Here is a 21811-nt window from a genome sequence, read left to right on the forward strand (position 1 = left end):
GCTCTCCATGCTGCCATGCGACCTGCTCGGCGCCGTCGCTCGGACTCATCTGAGCACCGTCTGATAACGGTTCGGCGCGCCTGCGTGGTCCCCTGCGGCGATCGGCTAGCGTCAATCGTCGTGACCTCCGCTGAGCCGGCTCAGTTCCGCGAAGCGGTGGCGGCCATGAACGCCGCCACCGTGCGGCCCGAGATCGAGCTCGGCCCGATCCGCCCGCCGCAACGGCTCGCGCCCTTCAGCTACGCGCTGGGTGCCGAGGTGCGCCATCCCGAGACCGCGATCGTCCCGGAGAACCCCGAGGGCGACGCGTTCGGCAGGCTGATCCTTCTGCACGACCCCGAGGGCGCCGAAGCGTGGGACGGCACCATGCGGCTGGTCGCCTACATCCAGGCGGATCTGGACTCCAGCGAGGCCGTCGACCCGCTGTTGCCCGAGGTCGCCTGGAGCTGGCTGGTCGACTCGCTGGCCGAACACACCGACAAGGTGACCGCCCTGGGCGGCACCGTCACCGCGACGACGTCGGTGCGCTACGGCGACATCTCGGGGCCGCCGCGGGCCCACCAACTCGAACTGCGTGCGTCGTGGACCGCCACGACGTTGGAGCTCGGTCCGCACGTAACCGCCTTCTGCGAGGTGCTCGAGCACGCCGCCGGCCTGCCGCCGACCGGTGTCACCGACCTGAGCTCCCGCACCCGCGCCTGATGTCGGGCGAGCCGTCACCGGACTCGGAACCGCAGGAGCCGGAATCCGAGGACGCCGCCACCCCGCTGCTGGCACCGGCCGACGGCGTCCCACCACTGTCGATCTACGTCCGCGACATCGCCGCGGCCGCCGAACGGTTGCGCGCCGGTAGCGGTCCCTTCGCGATCGACGCCGAGCGTGCGTCCGGCTTCCGCTACTCCAATCGCGCCTACCTGGTGCAGATCCGCCGCACGGGCGCGGGCTCCGTGCTCATCGACCCGGTCAGCCACGGCGTCGACCCCCTCGTGGCGATGGCGCCGATCGCCGATGTGCTCGGTGACGCCGAGTGGATCCTGCACGCCGCGGACCAGGATCTGCCGTGCCTGGCCGAACTCGGCATGATCCCGCCCTCGCTCTACGACACCGAACTGGCCGGCCGACTCGCCGGATTCGACCGCGTCAACCTCGCCGCGATGGTCGAGCGGCTGCTCGGCCTGCGCCTCACCAAGGGACACGGTGCCGCGGACTGGTCGAAGCGCCCGCTGCCCGCGGAGTGGCTGAACTACGCGGCGCTCGACGTCGAGGTGCTCGTCGAACTGCGCACCGCGATCGCGGAGGTGCTCGAGGAGCAGGGCAAAACTCGTTGGGCGGCTGAGGAATTCGAGCATCTACGCACCTACGTCGCGCAGCCCACCCGGCGTGATCGGTGGCGTCGGACGTCGGGGATTCACAAGGTGAAGAATCCGCGCACGCTGGCCGCGGTGCGCGAGTTGTGGATCGCCCGCGACCGCATCGCGCAGCGCCGCGACATCGCGCCGGGCCGCATCCTGCCCGACGCGGCCATCATCAGCGCCGCGGTGAACGACCCCGACACCGTCGAGAAGCTGACCGCGCTGCCGATCTTCGGCGGCAACCGGCAACGTCGCAGCGCGAACGTCTGGCTGGAGGCGCTCGCCCGCGCCCGCGCCACCGACGACCTCCCCGCGTCGAGCGAGAAACTGACCGGTCCCCCGCCCGCAGTCCGGTGGAGCCGCCGCAAACCGGAGGCGGCCGCCCGCCTGGAGGCCGCCCGCACCGGGCTCGCCGAGGTGTCGCAACGGTTTTCGGTGCCGTCCGAGAATCTGCTCACCCCGGATCTGGTGCGCAGGTTGATCTGGGACTGGCAGCCGGGTGATGACGTCGAGCAGCGCGTCGACGCCTTCCTGGCCGGCGGGGGCGCCCGGCCGTGGCAGCGCGAGCTGACGGTTCCGGTGCTCGCGGCGGCACTCGTGGAACCGGCGGCGCCACCCGAGGAGTAGTCAGCCCGCGAGGACGCGGTCGACGTGCGCGAGGAAGTGGGTCAGCACGTCGGCTGGCGCTTCGAGCTGCGGCCAGTGGCCGATGTCGTCGGCGAGCAGCACGACGTCGGCGTCGGGGATCACCTCGGCGTACCGCTTCGCCATGTGCGCTCCCGAGTTCGGGTCGATCGGGCCGTCGATGAGCCGCATCGGCACAGAGGTCTCCCGCATGGCGCGCACCCAGCGGTTGCGGTGCGTGTAGCGGTCGCCGATGAACCGGCCGACCTTGTGCAGCACGCGCTTCCCGTCGTTGTACTCGAGGATCTGGTGGAACACGTCGAGCATCGCGCGGGTCGGCTTGGTGTTGGGACCGAACATCTCATTGATCGTCGGCTCGACGATCCTGCGCGACAGCGGACTCCCCTGCAGCGGACTCAGGATGTCGCCGAGGGGCGTCGCGGACATCAGCTTCTGCATCGTGCGCGGCGTGTACGCCTCGACGAACAGGCCGCCGTTGAGCCAGGTGATCGACCGGTAGCGCACCGATCCGTAGGCCTGCTCGCCGAATTCGTGCCGGGCCAGCAGTTCCTGCGCGACCGAGTCGCCGAGGTCGTGCGGCAGCAGGTGGCACTCCTCGACGTGCAGGTGCGCCAAGAGTGCCTCGTGCATGTCCGCGTGGTCGTGCACCGAGTACCCGTAGGCGACCGGCTTCGCCGAGAACCCCATCCCGATCATGTCCGGGGCGATGACGGTGAAGCGTTCGACGAGCGTCGGCCAGATGGGCTCCCAGTCACAGGAGTTGAACGGGTAGCCGTGGATCAGCAGCAGGACGGGGGCGGTCCCGAGTGGCGGGCCGTCGACCCGGTAGAAGATCTGGAATCCGAGGTAGTCGAAGTACTCCCCTGCGGACTTCCAGCGCTCCAGTGCGGCATCCATGCCGGCAGCCTATGCGCAGTATCAGTCGACGGGATGAGTGACGTGGTCACCGACCGCCGAGTTCTGCGCCGCCACCCAACCGGTGATCTGGCGGGCGATGTGCTGATCGGTGAGGCCCACCTCGGTGAGCACCTCGCCTCGCGACGCGTGCGCAAGGAACTCCTGCGGCACTCCGACGTCACGGCACGGCACGTCGATCTCGTTGCGCCGCAACGCCGCCGACACCGCCGATCCAATGCCGCCGTTCACGCCGTTGTCCTCGACGGTGACCACCAGCTTGTGGGACTGAGCCAGCTCACCCAGCACCGCGGGCACCGGAAGCACCCACCGCGGGTCGACGACCGTCACGCCGATGCCCTGCTTGCGCAGCCGCTCGGCGGCTGACAGCGCCATCCCCGCGAACGCCCCGACGGCGACCAGCAGCACGTCCTCCGACAGCCCGTCGGCGGGTAGGGCGAGAACGTCGACGCCGGAGCGCCGCTCGACCGTCGGGATATCCTGTCCCACATCACCCTTCGGGAAGCGGATGGCCGTCGGTCCGTCCTTGACCTCGAGCGCCTCACCGAGTTCCTCGCGAAGGCGAGCGGCGTCGCGAGGGGCGGCCACCCGTATCCCCGGCACGATTCCGAGCATCGACAGATCCCAGATGCCGTTGTGGCTCGCACCGTCTGGACCGGTGACACCCGCGCGGTCGAGCACCATGGTGACGGGCAGCCGGTGCAGCGCGACGTCCATCATCAGCTGGTCGAACGCGCGGTTGAGGAACGTCGAGTAGATCGCGACGACCGGGTGCATGCCGCCCAGCGCCAGACCGGCGGCCGACGTCATGGCGTGCTGCTCGGCGATGCCGACGTCGAAGAACCGGTCCGGATAGCGCTCACGGAACGCGCTGAGCCCGGTCGGACCCGGCATGGCCGCGGTGATCGCGACGACCTCGCGCCGCTTCCTCGCCAACGCGATCAGCTCATCGGAGAACACCGACGTCCAACCCGGCCCGGCCACGGAGGTGGCCAACCCGGTGTGCGGGTCGATGATGCCGGTCGAGTGCATCTGCTCGTCCTCGTCGGCCTCCGCCGGGCCGTAGCCCATGCCCTTACGCGTCACGACGTGGACGATCACGGGGGCGTTGAACCCGCGGGCGTTGCGCAGGGCCGCCTCGACGGCGCGCTCGTCGTGCCCGTCGATGGGGCCGACGTACTTGAGTCCGAGGTCGGTGAACATGACCTGCGGGGACAGGGCGTCCTTGATGCCGGCCTTCACGCTGTGCATGCACTGGTAGCAGAGTTCACCGATCAGCGGCACGCCGCGCACGGCCTTCTTCCCGCCCTCGAGGATCTTCTCGTAGCCGGGCTGCAGTCGCAGCGCCGCGAGATGATCGGCGAAGCCGCCGATGGTCGGCGCGTAGCTGCGGCCGTTGTCGTTCACCACGATGACGACGGGCCGGTTCGCACCGGCGATGTTGTTGAGCGCCTCCCAGCACATGCCGCCGGTGAGGGCGCCGTCGCCGACGACCGCGACGACGTGGCGGTTGCGGTGGCCCGACAGCTCGAACGCCTTCGACAGCCCATCGGCGTACGACAACGCCGTGCTGGCGTGGCTGGACTCGACCCAGTCGTGCTCGCTCTCGGTCCGCGACGGGTATCCCGACAACCCGCCCTTCTTGCGCAGGTTGCCGAAGTCGTCGCAGCGGCCCGTCAGCATCTTGTGCACGTAGGCCTGGTGGCCGGTGTCGAACACGATCGGGTCGTGCGGGGAGTCGAACACCCGGTGCAGGGCGAGGGTCAGCTCGACGACACCGAGGTTGGGGCCGAGGTGCCCGCCGGTTGCAGCCACCTTGTGGATGAGGAACTCGCGGATCTCAACGGCCAGTTCGTCCAGCTGAGACTGCGAAAGGTGCTGCAGATCGGCAGGCCCGCGGATCTGGGAGAGCATTCGATCAGTTTAGCCACGCCCACCGTGCCGGGTCGTGTGACGGAACGCGGACGCCCTGCCAGCCGTCCCGACCGCGGACGTATGACCAGCGACTTCAGTCCGTGACCAGCCACGGCGTCGGAATTGTCACACTTCGTCCCGGCGCGCGTGTGGCGACGGCGTCCGGCTAAGGTGATCGAAGGTGTGCCGGGAAGTCTGGTCGGCGATTGCAACGTCCGTGCCCGCAGTACCGCCCACCCACGATTGCCGAGGTGTTCAACCGTGTCCGACCAGCCCCGCGGATCCGTACGGCGCGCACTGTTCAGTCGCGGGTCGTGGGCGGAGACCAGCCGGGTTTCCGAGATCCTTCGCCAGGAGACGGTCGGCGGCGCGCTGCTGTTGATCGCCGCGGTCGCCGCACTGGTCTGGGCGAACTCGCCGTGGTCGGCGTCCTACGACGCGCTCCGCGAACTGCACGTCGGCAGCGACTCATTCGGCCTGCACTTGAACCTCTCGCTGGGAACGTGGGCGGCTGACGGCCTGCTCGCGATCTTCTTCTTCGTGGTGGGCCTGGAACTCAAGCGCGAGTTCGTCGCGGGCGATCTGCGCGACCCTGCGCGCGCAGCGCTTCCCATCGCCGCGGCCGTCGGCGGCATGGCGGTGCCCGCACTGATCTTCGTGGCGTTCACCGCGCCCGCGGGCCCCGAGGCGATGCGCGGCTGGGCCATCCCGACGGCCACCGACATCGCGTTCGCCGTGGCGGTGCTCGCGGTGATATCGACGCATCTGCCAGCCGCCCTGCGCACGTTCCTGCTGACGCTGGCCGTCGTCGACGACCTCCTCGCCATCACCGTCATCGCGGTGTTCTACACCGACGACGTCGAACTGTGGGCGCTCGCCGCGGCGGTCGTCCCGCTCGCGCTGTTCGCGCTGTGCGTGCAGCGCCGCGTCCACGCCTGGTGGCTGCTGGTTCCGCTCGGCGCCGCGACGTGGGCCCTCGTCCACGAGTCGGGAATCCACGCCACCGTCGCGGGGGTTCTCCTCGGATTCACCGTGCCCGTGCTGCGGAGCGCCGCAGCGGGCGGTCCGGATGCCGGCCCCGGACTGGCCGAGCACCTCGAACACGTCGTGCGGCCGGTGTCGGCGGGGGTGGCGGTTCCGGTCTTCGCGTTCTTCGCGGCGGGCGTCACCGTCGGCGGCTACCAGGGTCTGGTCGCGTCACTGGGCGATCCGATCGCCCTCGGGATCGTGTTCGGCCTTGTCGTCGGCAAGATGATCGGCGTGTTCGGGACGACCCGGATCCTGGCCGCGGTGACCAGGGCTTCGCTGGACAGTTCGCTGCGCTGGGTCGACGTGTTCGGGATGTCGATGCTCGCCGGAATCGGCTTCACCGTCTCCCTGCTCATAGGAGAGCTCGCCTACGGCCCGTACTCGGAGCAGGGAGAGCACGTCAAGATCGCCGTACTCATCGGCTCGCTGGTGTCGGCGATGCTCGCCGCCGTCCTGCTTCGAATCCGCAACCGGCAGTATCGGGCCATCGAAGCCGACGAAACGCGCGACGACGATCACGACGGGATCCCCGACGTCTTTCAAACCGACCGCGATCAACCGGGTTGAGGTTCCGTAAGGGGTCGACCCGATAGCGTCAGGAAAGCGTCAAGGCGATGGCGGACGAATCCCGGTGCGGTTAGACATGATCCGTGCTGAATCTCATGCAGTTGCTGAGCGTGCTCGCCGTGCCGCTCGCGGTTCTGCTCTACATCCGACGGCTCAACAGGCGCGACGACGCCTCGACCCTTCCAGCGTCATGACGCGGTCAGCAGCGCGACGCATTCGACGTGGTGCGTGAGCGGGAACGAATCGAACACCCGCAGCTTCTCCACCGTGTAGCCGCGCGCCCGGTACAGCCCGATATCGCGTGCGAACGAGGCGGCCTCACAACCGATGTGAATGATTCTCGGCACATCCGCTTCGGCGAGCAGGTCGATCACCTCACGACCCGCACCGGTGCGCGGCGGGTCGAGCACCGCGACATCCGCGCGGCTGCGCTGTGCGCCAAGGGCGCGCCGCACCGAGTCGGTGACGACGTCGACCCACGGCAGGTCGCCGAGCGCGGCCCGCGCGGCCCGCGCCGAACCACGCGAGGTGTCCACGGTCACCACGCGACCCGTCTCGCCCACCGCGTCGGCCAGCACCGCCGCGAAAACGCCTGCGCCGCCGTAGAGATCCCATGCGGTCATCCCCTCAGCGAGCTGCGCCCACTCCCCCACCAGCGCGCTGTACAGCGTGGCGGCGTCGCGATGGGACTGCCAGAACGCCGTCACGGGAACGGCCCAGCTTCGGTCGCCGATGCGCTGCACGGCCTCGTAGTGCCCCTCGACGACCTCGGTCGGCGCCGACCCGCGTGTGGTGCGCGGCCCGGTCTTCACCACGTGCCGGGTGCCGTCGTCGTCGAGCGCCACGTGCAGTTGCGATCCGGCGGGCCAACGCTTTTCAGCGAGACCGTCGAGCAGTCCCGCGGACACCTGGGCGCAACCGAGATCGTGCACCAGCTCGTCGCTGTGGTAGCGGTGGAACCCGGCGCGGCCGTCCTGCCCGACGTCGAGCCGCACCCTGGTGCGCCAGCCCGTCACCGCCTCGGCACCGACTGACTCGGCGGAACCGGACCAGTCGAAGCCGCCGAGCCTGCCGAGCTGATTGGCCACCACGTCGCCCTTCAGCAGGCGTGCCGCAGCGGGCCGGGCGAACGCCAGGTCGCAGCACCCCGCGCCGTCCACACCGGCGATCGGGCACAGTGGGTCCACTCGGTCCTTCGACGGCTCGAGGATCTCGATCGCGTCGGCGTGCCAATGGCTTCCGCGTTCGGAGCTGACGCGCGCCAGCACCCGCTCGCCGGGCAGGGCGTACCGCACGAAGACCACCCGGCCGTCGTGCCGCGCGACACAACTGCCCCCGTTGGCGGGCGGACCCGCCTCGAGCTCGAGTTCGGTCGACATCCCGCGGTCGCTGCGCTCCTGCCCGCCGGTCACTCCAGGAAGCCCCTGCGCGCATCACCGGGGGCCGACTGCGGCTGTAGCGTCTTGAGGCGCTCCGACGAATTGAGTTGCCAGGGAACGGAAGTCACCATGATATTCGGTTCGAACAGCAACCGGCCCTTCAGTCGCAGCGCGCTCTGGTTGTGCAGCACCTGCTCCCACCAGTGACCGACCACGTACTCCGGGATGAACACCGTCACCACGGTCCGCGGCGACTCCTTGGTGATGCGCTTGACGTAATCCAGGATGGGGCGGGTGATCTCGCGGTACGGCGAGGCGATCACCTTGAGCGGCACGGTGACGTCGCTGTCCTCCCACTTGCGAACCAGCGCCCGCGATTCGACGTCGTCGACGCTGACCGTGATCGCCTCCAGCACGTCGGGCCGCGTCGCCTTGGCGTACGCCAGCGCCCGCCGGGTGGGCTTGTGCAGGTTCGACACCAGAACGACGGCGTGATTGCGGCTGGGCAACACGACGTCCTCGCCGTCGTTCTCCGCGAGCTCGAGTTCGCGTGCCACGGAATCGTAGTGCTTGTGGATGAGCTTCATGAGGACGAAGAGTCCGCCCATCGCCAGGATCGCGATCCACGCACCGACGAGGAACTTGGTGACCACGACGATCACCAGGACGGTCCCCGTACAGATCAGGCCGACGGTGTTGATGACGCGGGAGCGCTGCATGCGTCTGCGTTGGGTCGCATCGGTCTCGGTGCGCAACAGCCGTGTCCAGTGTCGGACCATGCCGATCTGACTGAGTGTGAACGACACGAACACACCGACGATGTAGAGCTGGATCAGCGCCGTGACCTCTGCCCGGAACGCCACGATGAACGCGATGGCGGCGAACGCCAGGAACAGGATGCCGTTGGAGAACGCCAGCCGGTCGCCGCGGGTGTGCAGCTGGCGCGGGAGGAAGCGGTCCTGCGCGAGAATCGACCCGAGCACCGGGAACCCGTTGAAGGCGGTGTTCGCGGCGAGCACCAGGATCAGTGCCGTGACGCCGGTGATGACGAAGAGCCCGACCGGAAAGTCACGGAAGATCGTCTCGGCGAGTTGCGCGATGAGCGTCTTCTGTTGGTAGTCGGCCGGAGCGCCGATCAACTGCTCGTTGGGCCGCTCGGCCACCTGTACGCCGGTCTCCTTCGCGAGCAGGATCATGCCCATGAACAGGGAGATGGCAACGACGCCCAGCAATGCAAGCGTGGTTGCCGCATTGCGCGACTTGGGTTTCCGGAACGCCGGCACACCGTTGCTGATCGCCTCGACACCGGTCAGCGCCGCGCTGCCGGAGGAAAACGCACGCGCCACCAGAAACACCAGCGCGAATCCCAAGACCTCCCCGTGTTCGGAGTGCATCTCGAACGACGCCGACTCGGCGCGCAGTTCGTGGCCGAGCACGTAGATCTGGATCAGGCCCCAGCCCAGCATGACGAACATGCCGATCATGAACGCGTAGGTCGGAATGGCGAAGGCGGTGCCCGACTCCCGGATGCCGCGGAGATTCAACGACGCCAGCAGCAGGATGGCGGTCACCGCGAAGACGACCTTGTGTTCGCCGATGAACGGCACCGCCGACCCGATGTTCGACATCGCCGACGCCATCGACACGGCGACCGTCAGCACGTAGTCGACCAGCAGTGCGCTCGCTACGGTCAGACCGGCGGTGGGGCCGAGATTCGTGGTGACCACCTCGTAGTCACCACCGCCCGACGGGTACGCGTGGACGTTCTGCCGGTAGCTCGCGATGACGATGATCATCACCGCCGCGACGGCCAGCCCGATCCACGGCGCCATCGCATACGCCGTGAGCCCCGCGACCGACAGCACCAGGAAGATCTCCTCCGGCGCGTAGGCGACCGAGGAGAGGGCGTCAGAGGCGAAGACCGGCAGCGCTATCCGCTTGGGCAGAAGGGTGTGACCGAGATTGTCACTCCGGAACGGTCTCCCGATGACCAATCGGCGCGCGACGGTCGATAGCTTGGACACGACTGCCAAGAGTAAGGCAGGCGTGGTTCGTCCGACGGAAAGCGGTAGCGTTCGTCAGTGCACAGTTGCAACGAGCCCGGGACCGCTGGAAGGACCGACGCGTGCGTGTAGTGGTGATGGGGTGCGGCCGAGTCGGCGCGTCGTTGTCGGACGGGCTGGCCCGCGTGGGTCACGAGGTCGCCGTCATCGACCGCGACAGCACGGCGTTCCATCGGTTGTCCCCGGAGTTCCCCGGCGAGCGGGTGCTCGGCATGGGCTTCGACCGCGACGTGCTGCTGCGGGCGGGCATCGAGGAGGCCGGCGCGTTCGCCGCGGTGTCGTCGGGCGACAACTCCAACATCATCTCGGCCAGGGTGGCGCGCGAGACGTTCGGCGTCGAGCGCGTGGTGGCCCGTATCTACGACGCCAAGCGCGCGGCGGTCTACGAGCGGCTGGGCATCCCGACGGTCGCCACCGTGCCGTGGACCACCGATCGCCTGCTCAACGTGCTCACCAGGGAGACCGAGACCACGAAGTGGCGCGACCCGTCGGGCAACGTCGGCGTCACCGAACTGCCGCTGCACGAGGAGTGGGTCGGCCACCGCGTCACGGCACTCGAAGCGGCGACCGGCGGCCGGGTGGCGTTCATGATCCGATTCGGCGGCGGTGTGCTGCCGGATCCGAAGACCGTCATCCAGGCCAGCGACCAGGTGTATCTCGCGGCGATATCGGGCCGCGTCGCCGAGGCCATGGCCATCGCCGCGCTGCCGCCCGGCGACGACGTCGAGGAGAAGTGACATAACCGTGAAGGTCGCGATCGCAGGGGCGGGCGCCGTGGGGCGCTCCATCGCCAGGGAACTCGTCGACAACCACGAGGTCACCCTGCTCGAACGCAATCCCGACCACCTCGATGCCGACGCCATCCCCGCGGCCCACTGGATGCTGGGCGACGCGTGCGAGCTGACCCTGCTCGAGTCGGTGGGGCTGCAGGATTTCGACGTCGTGATCGCCGCCACTGGTGACGACAAGGCCAACGTGGTGCTGAGCCTGCTCGCCAAGACCGAGTTCGCGGTGCCGCGCGTCGTGGCCAGAGTCAACGACCCGCGCAACGAGTGGCTCTTCGACGAGAGCTGGGGCGTGGACGTGGCGGTCTCGACGCCGCGGATGTTGGCGTCGCTGGTCGAGGAGGCGGTGTCGGTCGGCGATCTGGTGCGCCTGATGAGCTTCCGCAAGGGCCAGGCCAACCTGGTCGAGATCACGCTGCCCGACGACACCCCGTGGGGCGGCAAGGCCGTGAAGCGCCTCGAGCTGCCGCGCGACGCAGCGCTGGTGACGATTCTGCGCGGGGCACGGGTGATCGTGCCCGAGGACGACGAGCCACTCGAGGGTGGCGACGAGCTGCTGTTCGTGGCGACCGACGAGGTCGAGGAGCAACTGCGCGAGCTGCTACTGCCGTCGGCCTGAGTTCAGGCCGTGTGGCGGCGCCACCCGGTCGTGGCACGCTGCGGCCGCGCCGGCGTCGACGCGTCCGCTGTCGTGCGCCCGGTTGGTGATGCCGAGCGCCGAGCACATCCCCGCGATGACGAACAGCGCCGCGACGACGACGACACCGTGCCGAAAACCGACGAAATCCAGTGTGTCACCGACGATTACGCCCATGAACGCCACCGCGACGAGCCCCGCGATGCGTGATATCGCGTTGTTCACAGCCGATCCGATGCCGCTCTGCGCCGGATCGACCGCCGCCAGCACCGCGGCGGTCAACGGCGCCACGGTGATCGACAGACCCAGCCCGAACACGACGAGTCCCGGCAGGATCTGCGTCCACACGTCGAAGTCGGTGCCGGCGGCGGTCATCAGCAGGAAACCCGCGGCGGCGACCACCGGGCCGACGGCCATGAACAGCCGAGGACCGTGTCGGCCCGCCAGCGTCCCGAACAGCCGGGCCAGCAGGAACGACAACACCGGGATCGGCAACGACACCAGGCCGGCCGCCGTCGCGGACATGCCCACGGTCTCCTGCAGGAACAGCGCGATCAGCAGCATGCCCAGCGAGACGGCGGCGTAGAAGAACACGGTCGCCAGGTTGCCGACCGCGAAGTTGCGCCGGGCGAACAGCGTCAGCGGCATCATCGGATTCCGCGCCCTGGCCTCCCACCACGGGAACGCCAGCAGGCACACCACGCCGACCGCCAGGGCGCCGACCACCACCGGATGCGTCAGCCCGTAGCGACTCCGCTCGATCAGCGCGTACACCGTTGCGGTGAGCCCGACCGCGGCGAGCAGCGCGCCGACGACGTCGATGCGGCCCGCGGCCACCCGATCGCGGTCGCCGACGGCTTCGGGCGACAGCCGAGTGGTCAGGTACAGCGTGACGGCGATGGGAACGACGTTGAGCCCGAACACCCAGCGCCAGTTGAGCGCGTCGACCAGCACCCCGCCCAGCGGCGGTCCGATCACGAACGCGGTACCCGTCCACGCCGTCCACGTACCGATGGCAGCGGCCTGCCGCTCGCCGGTGAACCGCGCGTTCAGCATCGCGAGTGAGCTCGGAACCAGGAAGGCCGCGCCGACGCCCTGCAGACAGCGTGCCGCCACCAGCACCCAGCCGGCCGGCGCCAGCGCGCACGCCGCCGACGCCACGGCGAACAGCACCAGTCCGCCCCGCAGCACCGCGAGCCGCCCGTAGGCGTCGGATACCGCACCCGCCAGCAGGATGAGCGCGCCCAGCGCCAACAGGTAGCCGTCGACGACCCACTGCTGCAGTGCCAGCCCGCCACCGAGCTCGCGCCCGATGGCCGGGAGCGCGAGGTTCACCACGGAACCGTCGAGGAAGGCCACGAACGAGGCCAGAACGGCGACGGCGATCAACACCCGCCCGGATGCGCTCAGTCGACGCGCTCCTGCGCCGCCAGCGCCTTGCGGGCCGACCGGATGGCGAACAGCGTCACCAGTGCCGCGACTCCGGTCAGCGGCCACCCCATCGCGATGCGGGCGACTCCGAGCATCCCGACGTCGTCGGCGTCGTACAGGTGTCGCTGCACCAGGAAGCGCGCCGCGAAGACGAGCGCCCACGTGCAGGTGGCGACGTCGAAGGCGAGCACCGCCCGACGCACCCCGCGCCACTCGCCGACGTGTCCGCTGAGCCAGGCCCAGGCGTATCCGACGATCGGTCTGCGGATCAGCACCGACAGGATGAAGACGGCGGCGTACACCAGCGACATCCAGATGCCGTACGCGAAGTAGCCGCGGGATTCGCCGACCCACCAGGCGATCAACGCGCTGATGCCGACGGCGAAGAAGCCGGAGATGGCCGGCTGCAACGACTCTCGCCGAATCAGCCGCCAGATGAGGATCAGCGTCGCGACGCCGAGGGCCGCGCCGATCGCCGGGCCGAGCCCGAACAGGGACGACACCGGAACGAACGCCAGCACCGGAAGCGACGAGTAGATCAGACCGCTGATGCCGCCCATCTGATCGAGCAGCGCGCGGCCATCGAGCTTGGTCTTCTCCTCCACCACCTCATCGGAAGTGTCGGGAGCGTCTACGGCCTCGTCGGCAGTCCCCTTGTCGGGGGACGTCACTTCTGAATCTCGTAATGGGGGTTGTAGATCGCTTTGGAACCGTTCTCGAGCTTTCCGAGCCGACCGTGCACTCGCAGCGTCCGACCGGATTCGATGCCGGGGATGCGTCGCTGGCCGAGCCACACGAGCATCACCGAATCGGTGCCGTCGAAGAGTTCGGCGCGGACCCCGCCCGCGCACCCCTTCGCGTTGGTCTCGACGCAGCGCAGCGTGCCGATCATGGTGACTTCCTGGCCACGCTGACAGTCGATGGCCTTCTGTGCGCCGCTCTGGGCCGCTTCGTCGGTGAGTTCCTCGACGTCGAGTTGTTCCGGGTCCTCCGTCAACCGACGGGTGAGCCGGCGCAGATAACCTTCGGCCGTGGCCATGGGCTCTCCTGAACCTCTGTGAATCCACCGTGGATTCACTTCGTAACCCTCGCCACGGTAGCCCTGTTGGTTCCGAATTACCACGTGGCTCAGCGTTGCGCCGGGTCACATTGACGTGTCGTTTTTCACACCTCGCCGCGGACCCGGCACGATCGACGGATGAGTCTCATCCTGCGCGGCGCGACCGTGGTCCTGCTACCCGGCACGGGGTCCGACGACGACTACGTGTACCGCGCCTTCTCCCCCGCGCTGCACGACTGCGGCGCCGTCGTCGTCACTCCCGCACCCGAGCCGGAGCGCCTGGTGGAGGGCTATCGACAAGCGCTCAACGCGGCGGCGCGCAGCGGCCCCATCGTGGCGGGCGGCGTGTCGATCGGAGCCGCGGTGGCGACGGCGTGGGCGGCAGCGCGGCCGGATCTGGCAATCGGCGTGCTCGCGGCGCTGCCCGCGTGGACCGGCGCCCCGGACGGAGCGCCCGCGGCCCTGGCGGCCCGGTACTCGGCGCAGATGCTGCGGCGCGACGGACTGATCGCGTCGGTAGCTCAGATGCGGGAGGGCAGCCCGGCGTGGCTCGGCGACGAACTCGCCAGGTCGTGGGCGGGCCAGTGGCCTGAGCTGCCCGACGCGATGGACGAGGCGTCGCGCTACGTGGCGCCGACGCTCGACGAGTTGGCCCGGCTGGCGGTGCCGCTCGGGCTGGCGGCCGCCACCGACGACCAGGTGCATCCGGTCGAGGTGGCGCTGGACTGGGTGGCCGCGGCGCCACGCGCGGCGCTGCGCACGGTGACGCTGACCGAGATGGGCGCCGATCCCGCCGCGCTGGGGCGCGCGTGTGTGGCCGCGCTACTGGAGGCCGGCTCTACCCACCAGGGCTGTTAGCCCACCCAGCTCTACCCACCCGTGATCGTCCGGAGCTGCTGCATCGCCGAGCCCTGCTCACTGCGCCGGGCGGCGGGCTGCGGCGGCTCGGGCGGCGGCGGCGCCGCGTTCTGAGCGACCATCTGCTCGGCTCGTGCGCGCAGCCGGGCGACGAGCTGCTCCGACAGCTGCAGCGGCAGCATGAAGCGCACTGGAAGCGGAGTGTCACCGCGACGAACGACGGTGTCGGTCAGAGCGTTTCGCACATCCGCCGCGATGGTCGGCGCGTTGTCCGGCGAGCCGACCGCCGCGCCGCGGATCATCCAGCGATAGCCGTCGACACCGATGAAACGCATGGTGACCGGCTCGGGACCCTTGGTCATCAGGCCGACGACCTCGCGGCCCCACGGCCCGTCCTCGAACGAGACCTGCGCGCCCTCCTTGCGCAGCGATTCGGCGACCTCGGTGATGACCTCGCGCCACAGCCCGCCGGTCTTCGGCGCCGCGTACGCGGTGACGTTGTAACGCCCGTTCGGCGTCACCATCCACACCATGGTGGGCACGCCCTGCTGATTGACCTCGACGGCCAACTCGGCGGTCTCGTCCATCGGGATCAGGACCGAACCGAGGTCGTGGCGGCCCTGCGCCGCGAGATCCGGATCGTCGAAGTCCTCGATGTCGAACGGACCGTCGTCGACATCGGCCGCGTCGGCCGCACCGCCCGCCGTCCTCTCGGGCACGTCGGCGGCGGCCTCGTGGCCACCGGCGTCCGTGTCGTCGTCGCGCTTGCGCTTACCGAATGCCATCACAGACTCCCGTGTCCGCCGGAGGAACCGTGGCCGCCCTCGCCACGGGAGGTGTCGGCCAGTCCGGCCTCGTCGAACGACGTGACCTCGACCAACTCGGGCAGTTCGACCCGTTGCACCAGCAACTGGGCGATCCGGTCGCCGCGGCGCACGGCGATCGGTTCGGCCGGGTCGAGATTGATCAGTGACACCTTGATCTCGCCACGGTAACCCGCGTCGACGGTGCCCGGCGTATTGACGATCGAAAGGCCAACGCGCGCGGCCAAACCGGAGCGCGGATGAATCAGGCCGACCATGCCGTGCGGAATCGCCACGGCGACACCGGTCGGCACCAGCGCGCGGTGGCCCGGCGCCAGGTCGACGTCGACCGCGCTGTAGAGATCGACACCGGCGTCGCCGTCGTGAGCGCGGGCGGGCATCGGCAGGTCGGGATCGAGCCGGACGACCGCCAGAGAGGTGGGCACGGCGTGCAAGATTACTCTTGGCCGCGTGTCCGACACGCGCGCAGCCGCCCAAACGGTGCGCTACCAAGAACGACTGCTGGTGCCCTGGTGGTGGTGGCCCCCCGGCTTCCTGCTCGCCGCACTGATCGCCGCGACCTTCGCGCGCGGAGTAACCGCACTGCCGGCGTGGCTGCCGTACGCGGTGTTCTTCCCGGTTGCCGCGATCGTGCTGCTGTGGCTGGGCCGGGTCGAGATCAAGGTCGTGGGCACGTCGAGTGGCGAGACCGAACTGTGGGCCGGACCGGCGCACCTGCCGGTCGGCGTGATCTCCCGGTCCGCGGAAGTGCCGCGGTCGGCCAAGTCGTCGGCGCTCGGACGGCAGCTCGATCCGGCCGCGTACGTCGTGCACCGGCCGTGGGTGGGTCCGATGGTCCTGGTGGTTCTCGACGATCCGGACGATCCGACGCCCTACTGGCTCATCAGCTGCCGCAGGCCCGACCGGCTGCTGGCGGCGCTGCGGGTCTAGGCGGCGCAGTCAGAGCAGAGCAGTTGGCCGTTCTTCTCGCTCGCGAGACGGCTGCGGTGGTGGACCAGGAAGCAACTCGAGCAGGTGAACTCGTCGGCCTGCTTCGGCACCACCCGGACGGACAGTTCCTCGCCCGACAGATCGGCGCCGGGCAGTTCGAACGACTCCGCGGTTTCGCTCTCGTCGACGTCGACGACCGCGGACTGGGCCTCGTTCCGCCGCTGCTTGAGTTCCTCAAGCGAATCCTCGGAAACGTCGTCCGTTTCGGTGCGCCGTGGGGCGTCGTAGTCGGTAGCCATGCCCTCTTCCCTCGTTACCTCTGCGACTGAGGTTTGTATCAGCGCAGAACGCATCCGCCAAACGATTCGTGCCCCGATCGTCGCCGGATTGGTTGTGATTTATATCACAACCCAAACGACCAGGTAGGGACCGGTCGCGCAGCCGGAGATTACAGTGCAGTGGTGGTCGCGCAAATCACCTCCGGAACAGCGTTCGACAAGCACGGGCGCCCGTTCCGGCGGCGCAACTACCTCCCCGGCGCCGTTCTCATCGCCGCGCTGGCCGTCGTGTCGCTCGTCGTGTGGGTGATCGCGTTCAACCAGCCGGTCGTGGTCGAGCAGGCAACGGCGTGCAACGCCCCGCCCGCGCCGACCGATCCGTCGCAGACCGCACTGGGCGAACGCGTCAGCGCGGCGACCATGACCGAGGTCGTGCCCGCCAAGCTCGCCGACACCAAGATCAAGGTGCTCAACGCCAGCGGGCAGGGCGGGCAGGCCGCCGAGGTCGCCGGTGCACTGCGCGACCTCGGGTACGCACAACCCGAGGCCGCCAACGACACCGTGTACGCCAACACCCGGTTGACCTGTCAGGGCCAGATCCGCTTCGGCGCATCGGGACGGGCGACGGCGGCGGCGCTGTGGCTCGTCGCGCCCTGCACCGAGCTGTATCAGGACCAGCGGACCGACGACACGGTTGATCTGGCGATCGGCACCGATTTCGGTGAGCTCAGCCACAACGACGACACCGACGCCATGCTGGCCAGCCTGCGTCCGGACGCCACGCAGCCGGCGGACGCCTCGCTGCTGACGAAGATCCACGCCAGCGCCTGCTGAGCCCGCTTACCGCACGCCCGACTCGCGCAGCGCGGCCTCGAACGCCGCGGCGATGCCGGGTGCCGCGGCCGCGATGAGCTCGGACGCGCCGTCGGCGGGCGGCAGCCGCAGTACGGCGCCCGCCTCCGCGGCCACCAGGGCACCGGCGGCCCAGTCCCACAGGTGCACGCCGTCCTCGTAGTAGGCGTCGAGCCTGCCCGCCGCGACCATGCAGAGATCGAGCGCACACGACCCCACCCGCCGCACGTCGCGCACCGCGGGGATGAAGCGGGCGAGCGCCTCCGCCTGCGCCAGCCTGCGGTCGCGGTCGTACGCGAAGCCGGTGCCGACCAGCGCCATCGACAGCTCGGTGACGTCGTTGCACCGCAGCGCGATCGAGACGTCGCCGCGACGCATCCGGGCACCGTGCCCCTTCGCAGCCGAGAACACCTCCCCCGTCGACACGTTGGCCACGGCGCCAGCCACCGACTCGCCGTCCACCTGGACGCCCACCGACACGGCGTAGGCCTCGATGCCGTAGAGGAAGTTCACGGTCCCGTCGATGGGGTCGAGCACCCAGGTGGGCCTGCCCCCGCGGGTGTCCGCGGCGCCGCCCTCCTCCTCGCCGACGACCACGTCGCCGGGCCGCAGCTCGGCCAGCCGCTCGCGCAGCAATCGCTCGGTCTCGGTGTCGACCACGGTCACCGGGTCAGTCGGCGAGCTCTTCGCACGCACCGCCGATCCCACGTCAGACCGGCCCGCGCCGTCCCCGAACACCTCGGCCCGACGTCTGCGCACGAAGTCCGCCGCCTCGGCGGCCAGTCCCTCCGCAACCGTCCGCAGAGTGTCGGGGTCGCTGTCGTGATCGGCGTTGGGGTGGCTCACCCCTCCATCGCAGCACACACCTCGGTGATCGGGTTGCGCGGCAGCCACACATGGGCTTTGACGAACCACTAATGTGTGGTGCGCGTCTCAGCTGTCAACCCCGGCCTTTGTATCGAGGAGCGAAACATGACCGCCACCGACACTCCACCCACCGAGGCGGGCGGCGAGGACTCCGGTCACCGCGGGTTCGGCGTCGACGTCGGCGGCAGCGGCGTCAAGGGCGGCATCGTCGACCTGTCGACCGGTGAGCTCATCGGCCCCCGCTACAAGTTGGACACGCCGCAGCCCGCCACTCCGGAAGCCGTCTCGGACACGATCGCGGCGGTGGTTCGCGAATTCGGGTGGACCGGCGCGCTCGGCGTGACCTACCCCGGCGTGGTGACCAACGGCACGGTGCGCACCGCGGCCAACGTCGACAAGAGCTGGATCGGCACGAACGCCGCCGAGGTCATCAGCGCCAAACTCGACGGGCAGCCGGTCGAGGTGCTCAACGACGCCGACGCGGCGGGCCTGGCCGAGGAGAAGTTCGGCGCGGGCAAGGACAACACCGGCCTGGTGGTGCTCCTGACGTTCGGCACCGGCATCGGCTCCGCCGTCATCCACAACGGAATCCTGTTGCCCAACACCGAGTTCGGGCATCTCCAAGTCGACGGCAAGGAGGCCGAGCACCGCGCGGCGTCATCGGTCAAGGAGCGCAAGGAGTGGAGCTACGAGCGCTGGACCAAGGAGGTCACGAAGGTCCTCGAGGTCATCGAGAACGCCATCTGGCCCGACCTGTTCATCGCGGGCGGCGGCATCAGCCGCAAGGCCGACAAGTGGATTCCGCTGCTCGCGAACCGGACCCCGGTGGTCCCCGCCGCGCTGCTGAACACGGCGGGCATCGTCGGTGCCGCGATGGCCAGCGAGGTCGCGGCGCACCCGCAGTAGGCGGGCCGCGCAACGCGCGGTTTGCCGCTCGTATCGTCACCTGCGCCACTCTGTCGTTACAATGGTCAACGGCGGTCGCAGGACGACATGGCGGCGAGGTTCAAGCCGAGATCCACCGCCGACAATCGACAGCCGACGATTCACGGTGGCGCGTGCCCACGCCGCTGAGATCCGCAATACCGAAGGGGTGCATGTGGCCGCGACGAAGGCAAGCACTGACACCGATGAGACGGTGAAGCGCACCGCCACCAAGGCCCCGGCCAAGAAGGCCGCCCCCGCCAAGAAAGCCGTGGCGAAGAAAGCCGCTCCCGCCAAGAAGGCCGCGGCCAAGGCTCCCGCTAAGAAGGCCGGTCCGGGACGTCCGAAGAAGGCCGACGGCGACGTGACCGGCACCGACGTCGAGGTCGCCGACGGGCTGGAGACCGACGACGAACTCGACGGTGAGCCCGAGGTGCTCGAGGCCGACGACGCCGATCTGGACCTGACCGATCTGGTGGCCGACGACGACGCGATCGAGGAGCCCGCCGACGACGACGCCGAGGACGGCGAGGACGCGAAGAAGCCCGCCGCGAAGGTGAAGCCCGCCGATGCGGCCGAGGAGGAGCACCCCGAGCCGACCGAGAAGGACAAGGCGTCGGGCGACTTCGTCTGGGACGAGGAGGAGTCCGAGGCCCTGCGCCAGGCGCGCAAGGACGCCGAGCTCACCGCGTCGGCCGACTCCGTCCGCGCCTACCTCAAGCAGATCGGCAAGGTCGCCCTGCTCAACGCCGAGGAGGAGGTCGAGCTCGCCAAGCGCATCGAGGCGGGTCTCTATGCCACCCAGTTGGTCGAGCAGAAGGCCGCCAAGGGCGAGAAGTTCACGCCCACCGAGCGCCGCGACATGACGTGGATCTGTCGCGACGGCGATCGCGCGAAGAACCACCTGCTCGAGGCGAACCTGCGTCTCGTCGTCTCGCTGGCCAAGCGCTACACCGGCCGCGGCATGGCGTTCCTGGACCTCATTCAGGAGGGCAACCTCGGCCTGATCCGCGCGGTGGAGAAGTTCGACTACACCAAGGGCTACAAGTTCTCGACCTACGCGACGTGGTGGATCCGGCAGGCCATCACCCGCGCCATGGCCGACCAGGCCCGCACCATCCGCATCCCGGTTCACATGGTCGAGGTCATCAACAAGCTCGGCCGCATCCAACGCGAGCTGCTGCAGGACCTGGGTCGCGAGCCCACGCCCGAAGAGCTCGCGAAGGAAATGGACATCACGCCGGAGAAGGTGCTGGAGATCCAGCAGTACGCGCGTGAGCCCATCTCCTTGGACCAGACCATCGGCGACGAGGGCGACAGCCAGCTCGGCGACTTCATCGAGGACTCCGAGGCCGTGGTGGCCGTGGACGCCGTCAGCTTCACGCTGCTGCAGGATCAGCTGCAGTCGGTGCTCGAGACGCTGTCCGAGCGCGAAGCCGGTGTGGTGCGGCTGCGCTTCGGCCTGACCGACGGCCAGCCCCGCACCCTCGACGAGATCGGCCAGGTCTACGGCGTCACGCGTGAGCGCATCCGCCAGATCGAGTCGAAGACGATGAGCAAGCTGCGCCACCCGAGCCGCTCGCAGGTACTGCGCGACTATCTGGACTAGACGAGACGCGGGCTACTTCTGGCCCGCCTCGCGCACCTTGTACGACGCGGGCCAGGATTCGCGCGACTCGTCACCCGTCAGCGGTGTGCCCTTACCGCCGACCTGCACCGCGAATGCCTCCCTGCCGGGGCCCGCTTCGCGGTTGGCCTTCTCCTGCGCGAGGTACAGCAGTTCGTCGATGCCCAGTTCCTTGAACGCGATGAACGTCGTCTTGCGCACGGTGTGGGGACTGTTGGCCTCGGCCACCATGTGGTCGGTCAGCATCCGGCCCGCGACCACTGCGCCGAACAGCGCCAGCATCGGCACCACCCAGTAGCAGACGATCGACAACGGCGAGTTGACGTCGAGCAGCGTGGCGTCGCCCTGCACGATCGGAGGGATGGCCGATGCCACGGTCATCACGGCGAAGGCGCCGACCCAGATCCACGTCACCAAAGTGGTTATGCGGCTGAATAATTCGCTCTTGATCACCTCGGGAGCCTGATCCACCTCGGCGAACTCCCGCACGAACGGCCTGCCGATCAGCACGCTCACGAGAGCCACCAGCAGAATGCCCGCGCTGCTGAGCGGTTGCACCCAGCGCTCGAGGAACTCCTGACTGACCGTGAACGTCAACACCGTCAGCACGACGAACACCCCGATGCCGCCGACCTCGAGCGTGCGGCCGGGCCTGCCCTGCATTCGTCCGACCGCGAACGACACCACCGCGGTGGCCAGTGCGGCGAGCACGGCGACCTTGAACGGGACGTTTCCGACGAGAACCCAGTAGACGATCCACGGCGCGAAGCCGGCGAGGATGCTCACAGTGAACCAGTTTACAAAAACCGGACCAACTGTTAGGGGATGACCCCGGCCCTCCAAGTCGAATCCAAGCCGCGTCCAAGCCGATCGA

Annotated in this window: 22 protein-coding genes; 10 read left to right on the forward strand and 12 right to left on the reverse strand. The window is 69.2% G+C overall.

The genetic code is table 11. The features are described from left to right. The first annotated feature begins 165 nt into the window (after nucleotides 1–165). The gene (locus tag NM203_RS12815) at nucleotides 166–702 is read left to right on the forward strand and encodes a DUF3000 domain-containing protein (protein ID WP_255060433.1); all 537 of its coding nucleotides are present in this window, start codon (nucleotides 166–168) and stop codon (nucleotides 700–702) included. Next, complete coding sequence (locus tag NM203_RS12820; protein WP_255060301.1) at nucleotides 702–1979, forward strand: HRDC domain-containing protein; 1278 nt, start codon at nucleotides 702–704, stop codon at nucleotides 1977–1979. The genes NM203_RS12815 and NM203_RS12820 overlap by 1 nt, the downstream gene beginning before the upstream one ends. On the opposite strand, the gene NM203_RS12825 is transcribed toward NM203_RS12820, so the two are convergent. Next, on the reverse strand, nucleotides 1980–2894 hold the full coding sequence (locus tag NM203_RS12825; protein ID WP_255060302.1) for an alpha/beta fold hydrolase: 915 nt from the start codon (nucleotides 2892–2894) through the stop codon (nucleotides 1980–1982). Between the two features lie 21 nt (nucleotides 2895–2915). Further along, nucleotides 2916–4826, reverse strand: a complete 1911-nt coding sequence (gene dxs, locus NM203_RS12830; RefSeq protein ID WP_255060303.1) for a 1-deoxy-D-xylulose-5-phosphate synthase — start codon at nucleotides 4824–4826, stop codon at nucleotides 2916–2918. 261 nt (nucleotides 4827–5087) lie between these two features. Here dxs and nhaA point away from each other — a divergent pair, with 261 nt between their 5' ends. Then, nucleotides 5088–6422 (forward strand): Na+/H+ antiporter NhaA, encoded by a 1335-nt coding sequence (gene nhaA, locus NM203_RS12835; RefSeq protein WP_255060304.1) that lies wholly within the window; start codon nucleotides 5088–5090, stop codon nucleotides 6420–6422. Between the two features lie 188 nt (nucleotides 6423–6610). Here the strand turns inward: nhaA and NM203_RS12840 are convergent, their stop codons facing one another. After that, complete coding sequence (locus tag NM203_RS12840) at nucleotides 6611–7801, reverse strand: class I SAM-dependent RNA methyltransferase (RefSeq protein ID WP_255060434.1); 1191 nt, start codon at nucleotides 7799–7801, stop codon at nucleotides 6611–6613. 29 nt (nucleotides 7802–7830) lie between these two features. Next, nucleotides 7831–9834 (reverse strand): APC family permease, encoded by a 2004-nt coding sequence (locus NM203_RS12845; RefSeq protein ID WP_255060305.1) that lies wholly within the window; start codon nucleotides 9832–9834, stop codon nucleotides 7831–7833. Between the two features lie 92 nt (nucleotides 9835–9926). Here NM203_RS12845 and NM203_RS12850 point away from each other — a divergent pair, with 92 nt between their 5' ends. Then, nucleotides 9927–10601, forward strand: coding sequence for a potassium channel family protein (locus tag NM203_RS12850; RefSeq protein WP_255060306.1), 675 nt, complete (start codon nucleotides 9927–9929; stop codon nucleotides 10599–10601). Between the two features lie 7 nt (nucleotides 10602–10608). Then, nucleotides 10609–11268: a potassium channel family protein gene (locus NM203_RS12855; protein ID WP_255060307.1), complete on the forward strand. Its 660-nt coding sequence runs from the start codon at nucleotides 10609–10611 to the stop codon at nucleotides 11266–11268. Here NM203_RS12855 and NM203_RS12860 read toward each other — a convergent pair. The 3 genes from NM203_RS12860 to NM203_RS12870 are packed head-to-tail and all read right to left on the reverse strand — an operon-like array spanning nucleotide 11251 to nucleotide 13756. Beyond that, on the reverse strand, nucleotides 11251–12678 hold the full coding sequence (locus NM203_RS12860) for an MFS transporter (RefSeq protein ID WP_255060308.1): 1428 nt from the start codon (nucleotides 12676–12678) through the stop codon (nucleotides 11251–11253). The genes NM203_RS12855 and NM203_RS12860 overlap by 18 nt on opposite strands. Before the next feature lie 14 nt (nucleotides 12679–12692). Next, entirely contained in the window at nucleotides 12693–13325 is a 633-nt protein-coding gene (locus NM203_RS12865) for a DUF3159 domain-containing protein (RefSeq protein ID WP_255060435.1), read from the reverse strand. Nucleotides 13326–13384: 59 nt separating this feature from the next. Then, a complete protein-coding gene (locus tag NM203_RS12870; protein ID WP_255060309.1) occupies nucleotides 13385–13756 on the reverse strand; it encodes an OB-fold nucleic acid binding domain-containing protein in 372 nt (123 codons plus the stop codon). Between the two features lie 159 nt (nucleotides 13757–13915). On the opposite strand from NM203_RS12870, the gene NM203_RS12875 reads away from it, so the two are divergent. Then, the gene (locus NM203_RS12875; protein WP_255060310.1) at nucleotides 13916–14635 is read left to right on the forward strand and encodes an alpha/beta fold hydrolase; all 720 of its coding nucleotides are present in this window, start codon (nucleotides 13916–13918) and stop codon (nucleotides 14633–14635) included. A gap of 11 nt (nucleotides 14636–14646) precedes the next feature. On the opposite strand, the gene NM203_RS12880 is transcribed toward NM203_RS12875, so the two are convergent. Together NM203_RS12880 and dut are read right to left on the reverse strand one after the other, a co-directional pair. After that, nucleotides 14647–15420 (reverse strand): DUF3710 domain-containing protein, encoded by a 774-nt coding sequence (locus NM203_RS12880; RefSeq protein ID WP_255060312.1) that lies wholly within the window; start codon nucleotides 15418–15420, stop codon nucleotides 14647–14649. Then, on the reverse strand, nucleotides 15420–15884 hold the full coding sequence (gene dut, locus NM203_RS12885) for a dUTP diphosphatase (RefSeq protein WP_255060313.1): 465 nt from the start codon (nucleotides 15882–15884) through the stop codon (nucleotides 15420–15422). Before dut ends, NM203_RS12880 begins: the two co-directional genes overlap by 1 nt. Before the next feature lie 25 nt (nucleotides 15885–15909). Between dut and NM203_RS12890 the strand changes: the two genes are divergently transcribed. Continuing rightward, nucleotides 15910–16389 (forward strand): DUF3093 domain-containing protein, encoded by a 480-nt coding sequence (locus tag NM203_RS12890; RefSeq protein ID WP_255060314.1) that lies wholly within the window; start codon nucleotides 15910–15912, stop codon nucleotides 16387–16389. Here the strand turns inward: NM203_RS12890 and NM203_RS12895 are convergent. After that, complete coding sequence (locus NM203_RS12895) at nucleotides 16386–16688, reverse strand: DUF4193 domain-containing protein (RefSeq protein WP_255060315.1); 303 nt, start codon at nucleotides 16686–16688, stop codon at nucleotides 16386–16388. The genes NM203_RS12890 and NM203_RS12895 overlap by 4 nt on opposite strands. A 162-nt stretch (nucleotides 16689–16850) precedes the next feature. Between NM203_RS12895 and cei the strand changes: the two genes are divergently transcribed. After that, nucleotides 16851–17501, forward strand: coding sequence for an envelope integrity protein Cei (gene cei, locus NM203_RS12900; RefSeq protein WP_255060316.1), 651 nt, complete (start codon nucleotides 16851–16853; stop codon nucleotides 17499–17501). Nucleotides 17502–17507: 6 nt separating this feature from the next. Here the strand turns inward: cei and NM203_RS12905 are convergent, their stop codons facing one another. Continuing rightward, nucleotides 17508–18365 carry an inositol monophosphatase family protein gene (locus NM203_RS12905; protein ID WP_255060317.1) on the reverse strand — a complete coding sequence of 286 codons (858 nt, stop codon included), beginning with the start codon at nucleotides 18363–18365 and terminating at the stop codon, nucleotides 17508–17510. A 126-nt stretch (nucleotides 18366–18491) separates the two neighbouring features. On the opposite strand from NM203_RS12905, the gene ppgK reads away from it, so the two are divergent. Beyond that, entirely contained in the window at nucleotides 18492–19292 is an 801-nt protein-coding gene (gene ppgK, locus NM203_RS12910; protein ID WP_255060318.1) for a polyphosphate--glucose phosphotransferase, read from the forward strand. A gap of 193 nt (nucleotides 19293–19485) precedes the next feature. Continuing rightward, nucleotides 19486–20919, forward strand: a complete 1434-nt coding sequence (locus NM203_RS12915; protein WP_408633335.1) for an RNA polymerase sigma factor — start codon at nucleotides 19486–19488, stop codon at nucleotides 20917–20919. Nucleotides 20920–20931: 12 nt separating this feature from the next. Here the strand turns inward: NM203_RS12915 and NM203_RS12920 are convergent, their stop codons facing one another. Then, nucleotides 20932–21723, reverse strand: a complete 792-nt coding sequence (locus NM203_RS12920) for a hypothetical protein (protein ID WP_255060320.1) — start codon at nucleotides 21721–21723, stop codon at nucleotides 20932–20934. Between the last annotated feature and the right edge of the window lie 88 nt (nucleotides 21724–21811).

The organism is Mycolicibacterium arenosum (assembly GCF_024320865.1).
GTDB classification, from domain to species: Bacteria; Actinomycetota; Actinomycetes; order Mycobacteriales; family Mycobacteriaceae; genus Mycobacterium; species Mycobacterium arenosum.

Coding starts and splice junctions, on each gene's coding strand:
- NM203_RS12880 (WP_255060312.1), bottom strand. CDS start 15,420: ATGGCATTCGGTAAGCGCAAGCGCGACGACGACACGGACGCCGGTGGC.
- NM203_RS12870 (WP_255060309.1), bottom strand. CDS start 13,756: ATGGCCACGGCCGAAGGTTATCTGCGCCGGCTCACCCGTCGGTTGACG.
- NM203_RS12895 (WP_255060315.1), bottom strand. CDS start 16,688: ATGGCTACCGACTACGACGCCCCACGGCGCACCGAAACGGACGACGTT.
- dxs (WP_255060303.1), bottom strand. CDS start 4,826: ATGCTCTCCCAGATCCGCGGGCCTGCCGATCTGCAGCACCTTTCGCAG.
- NM203_RS12840 (WP_255060434.1), bottom strand. CDS start 7,801: ATGTCGACCGAACTCGAGCTCGAGGCGGGTCCGCCCGCCAACGGGGGC.
- ppgK (WP_255060318.1), top strand. CDS start 18,492: ATGACCGCCACCGACACTCCACCCACCGAGGCGGGCGGCGAGGACTCC.
- NM203_RS12875 (WP_255060310.1), top strand. CDS start 13,916: ATGAGTCTCATCCTGCGCGGCGCGACCGTGGTCCTGCTACCCGGCACG.
- NM203_RS12820 (WP_255060301.1), top strand. CDS start 702: ATGTCGGGCGAGCCGTCACCGGACTCGGAACCGCAGGAGCCGGAATCC.
- NM203_RS12815 (WP_255060433.1), top strand. CDS start 166: ATGAACGCCGCCACCGTGCGGCCCGAGATCGAGCTCGGCCCGATCCGC.
- NM203_RS12825 (WP_255060302.1), bottom strand. CDS start 2,894: ATGGATGCCGCACTGGAGCGCTGGAAGTCCGCAGGGGAGTACTTCGAC.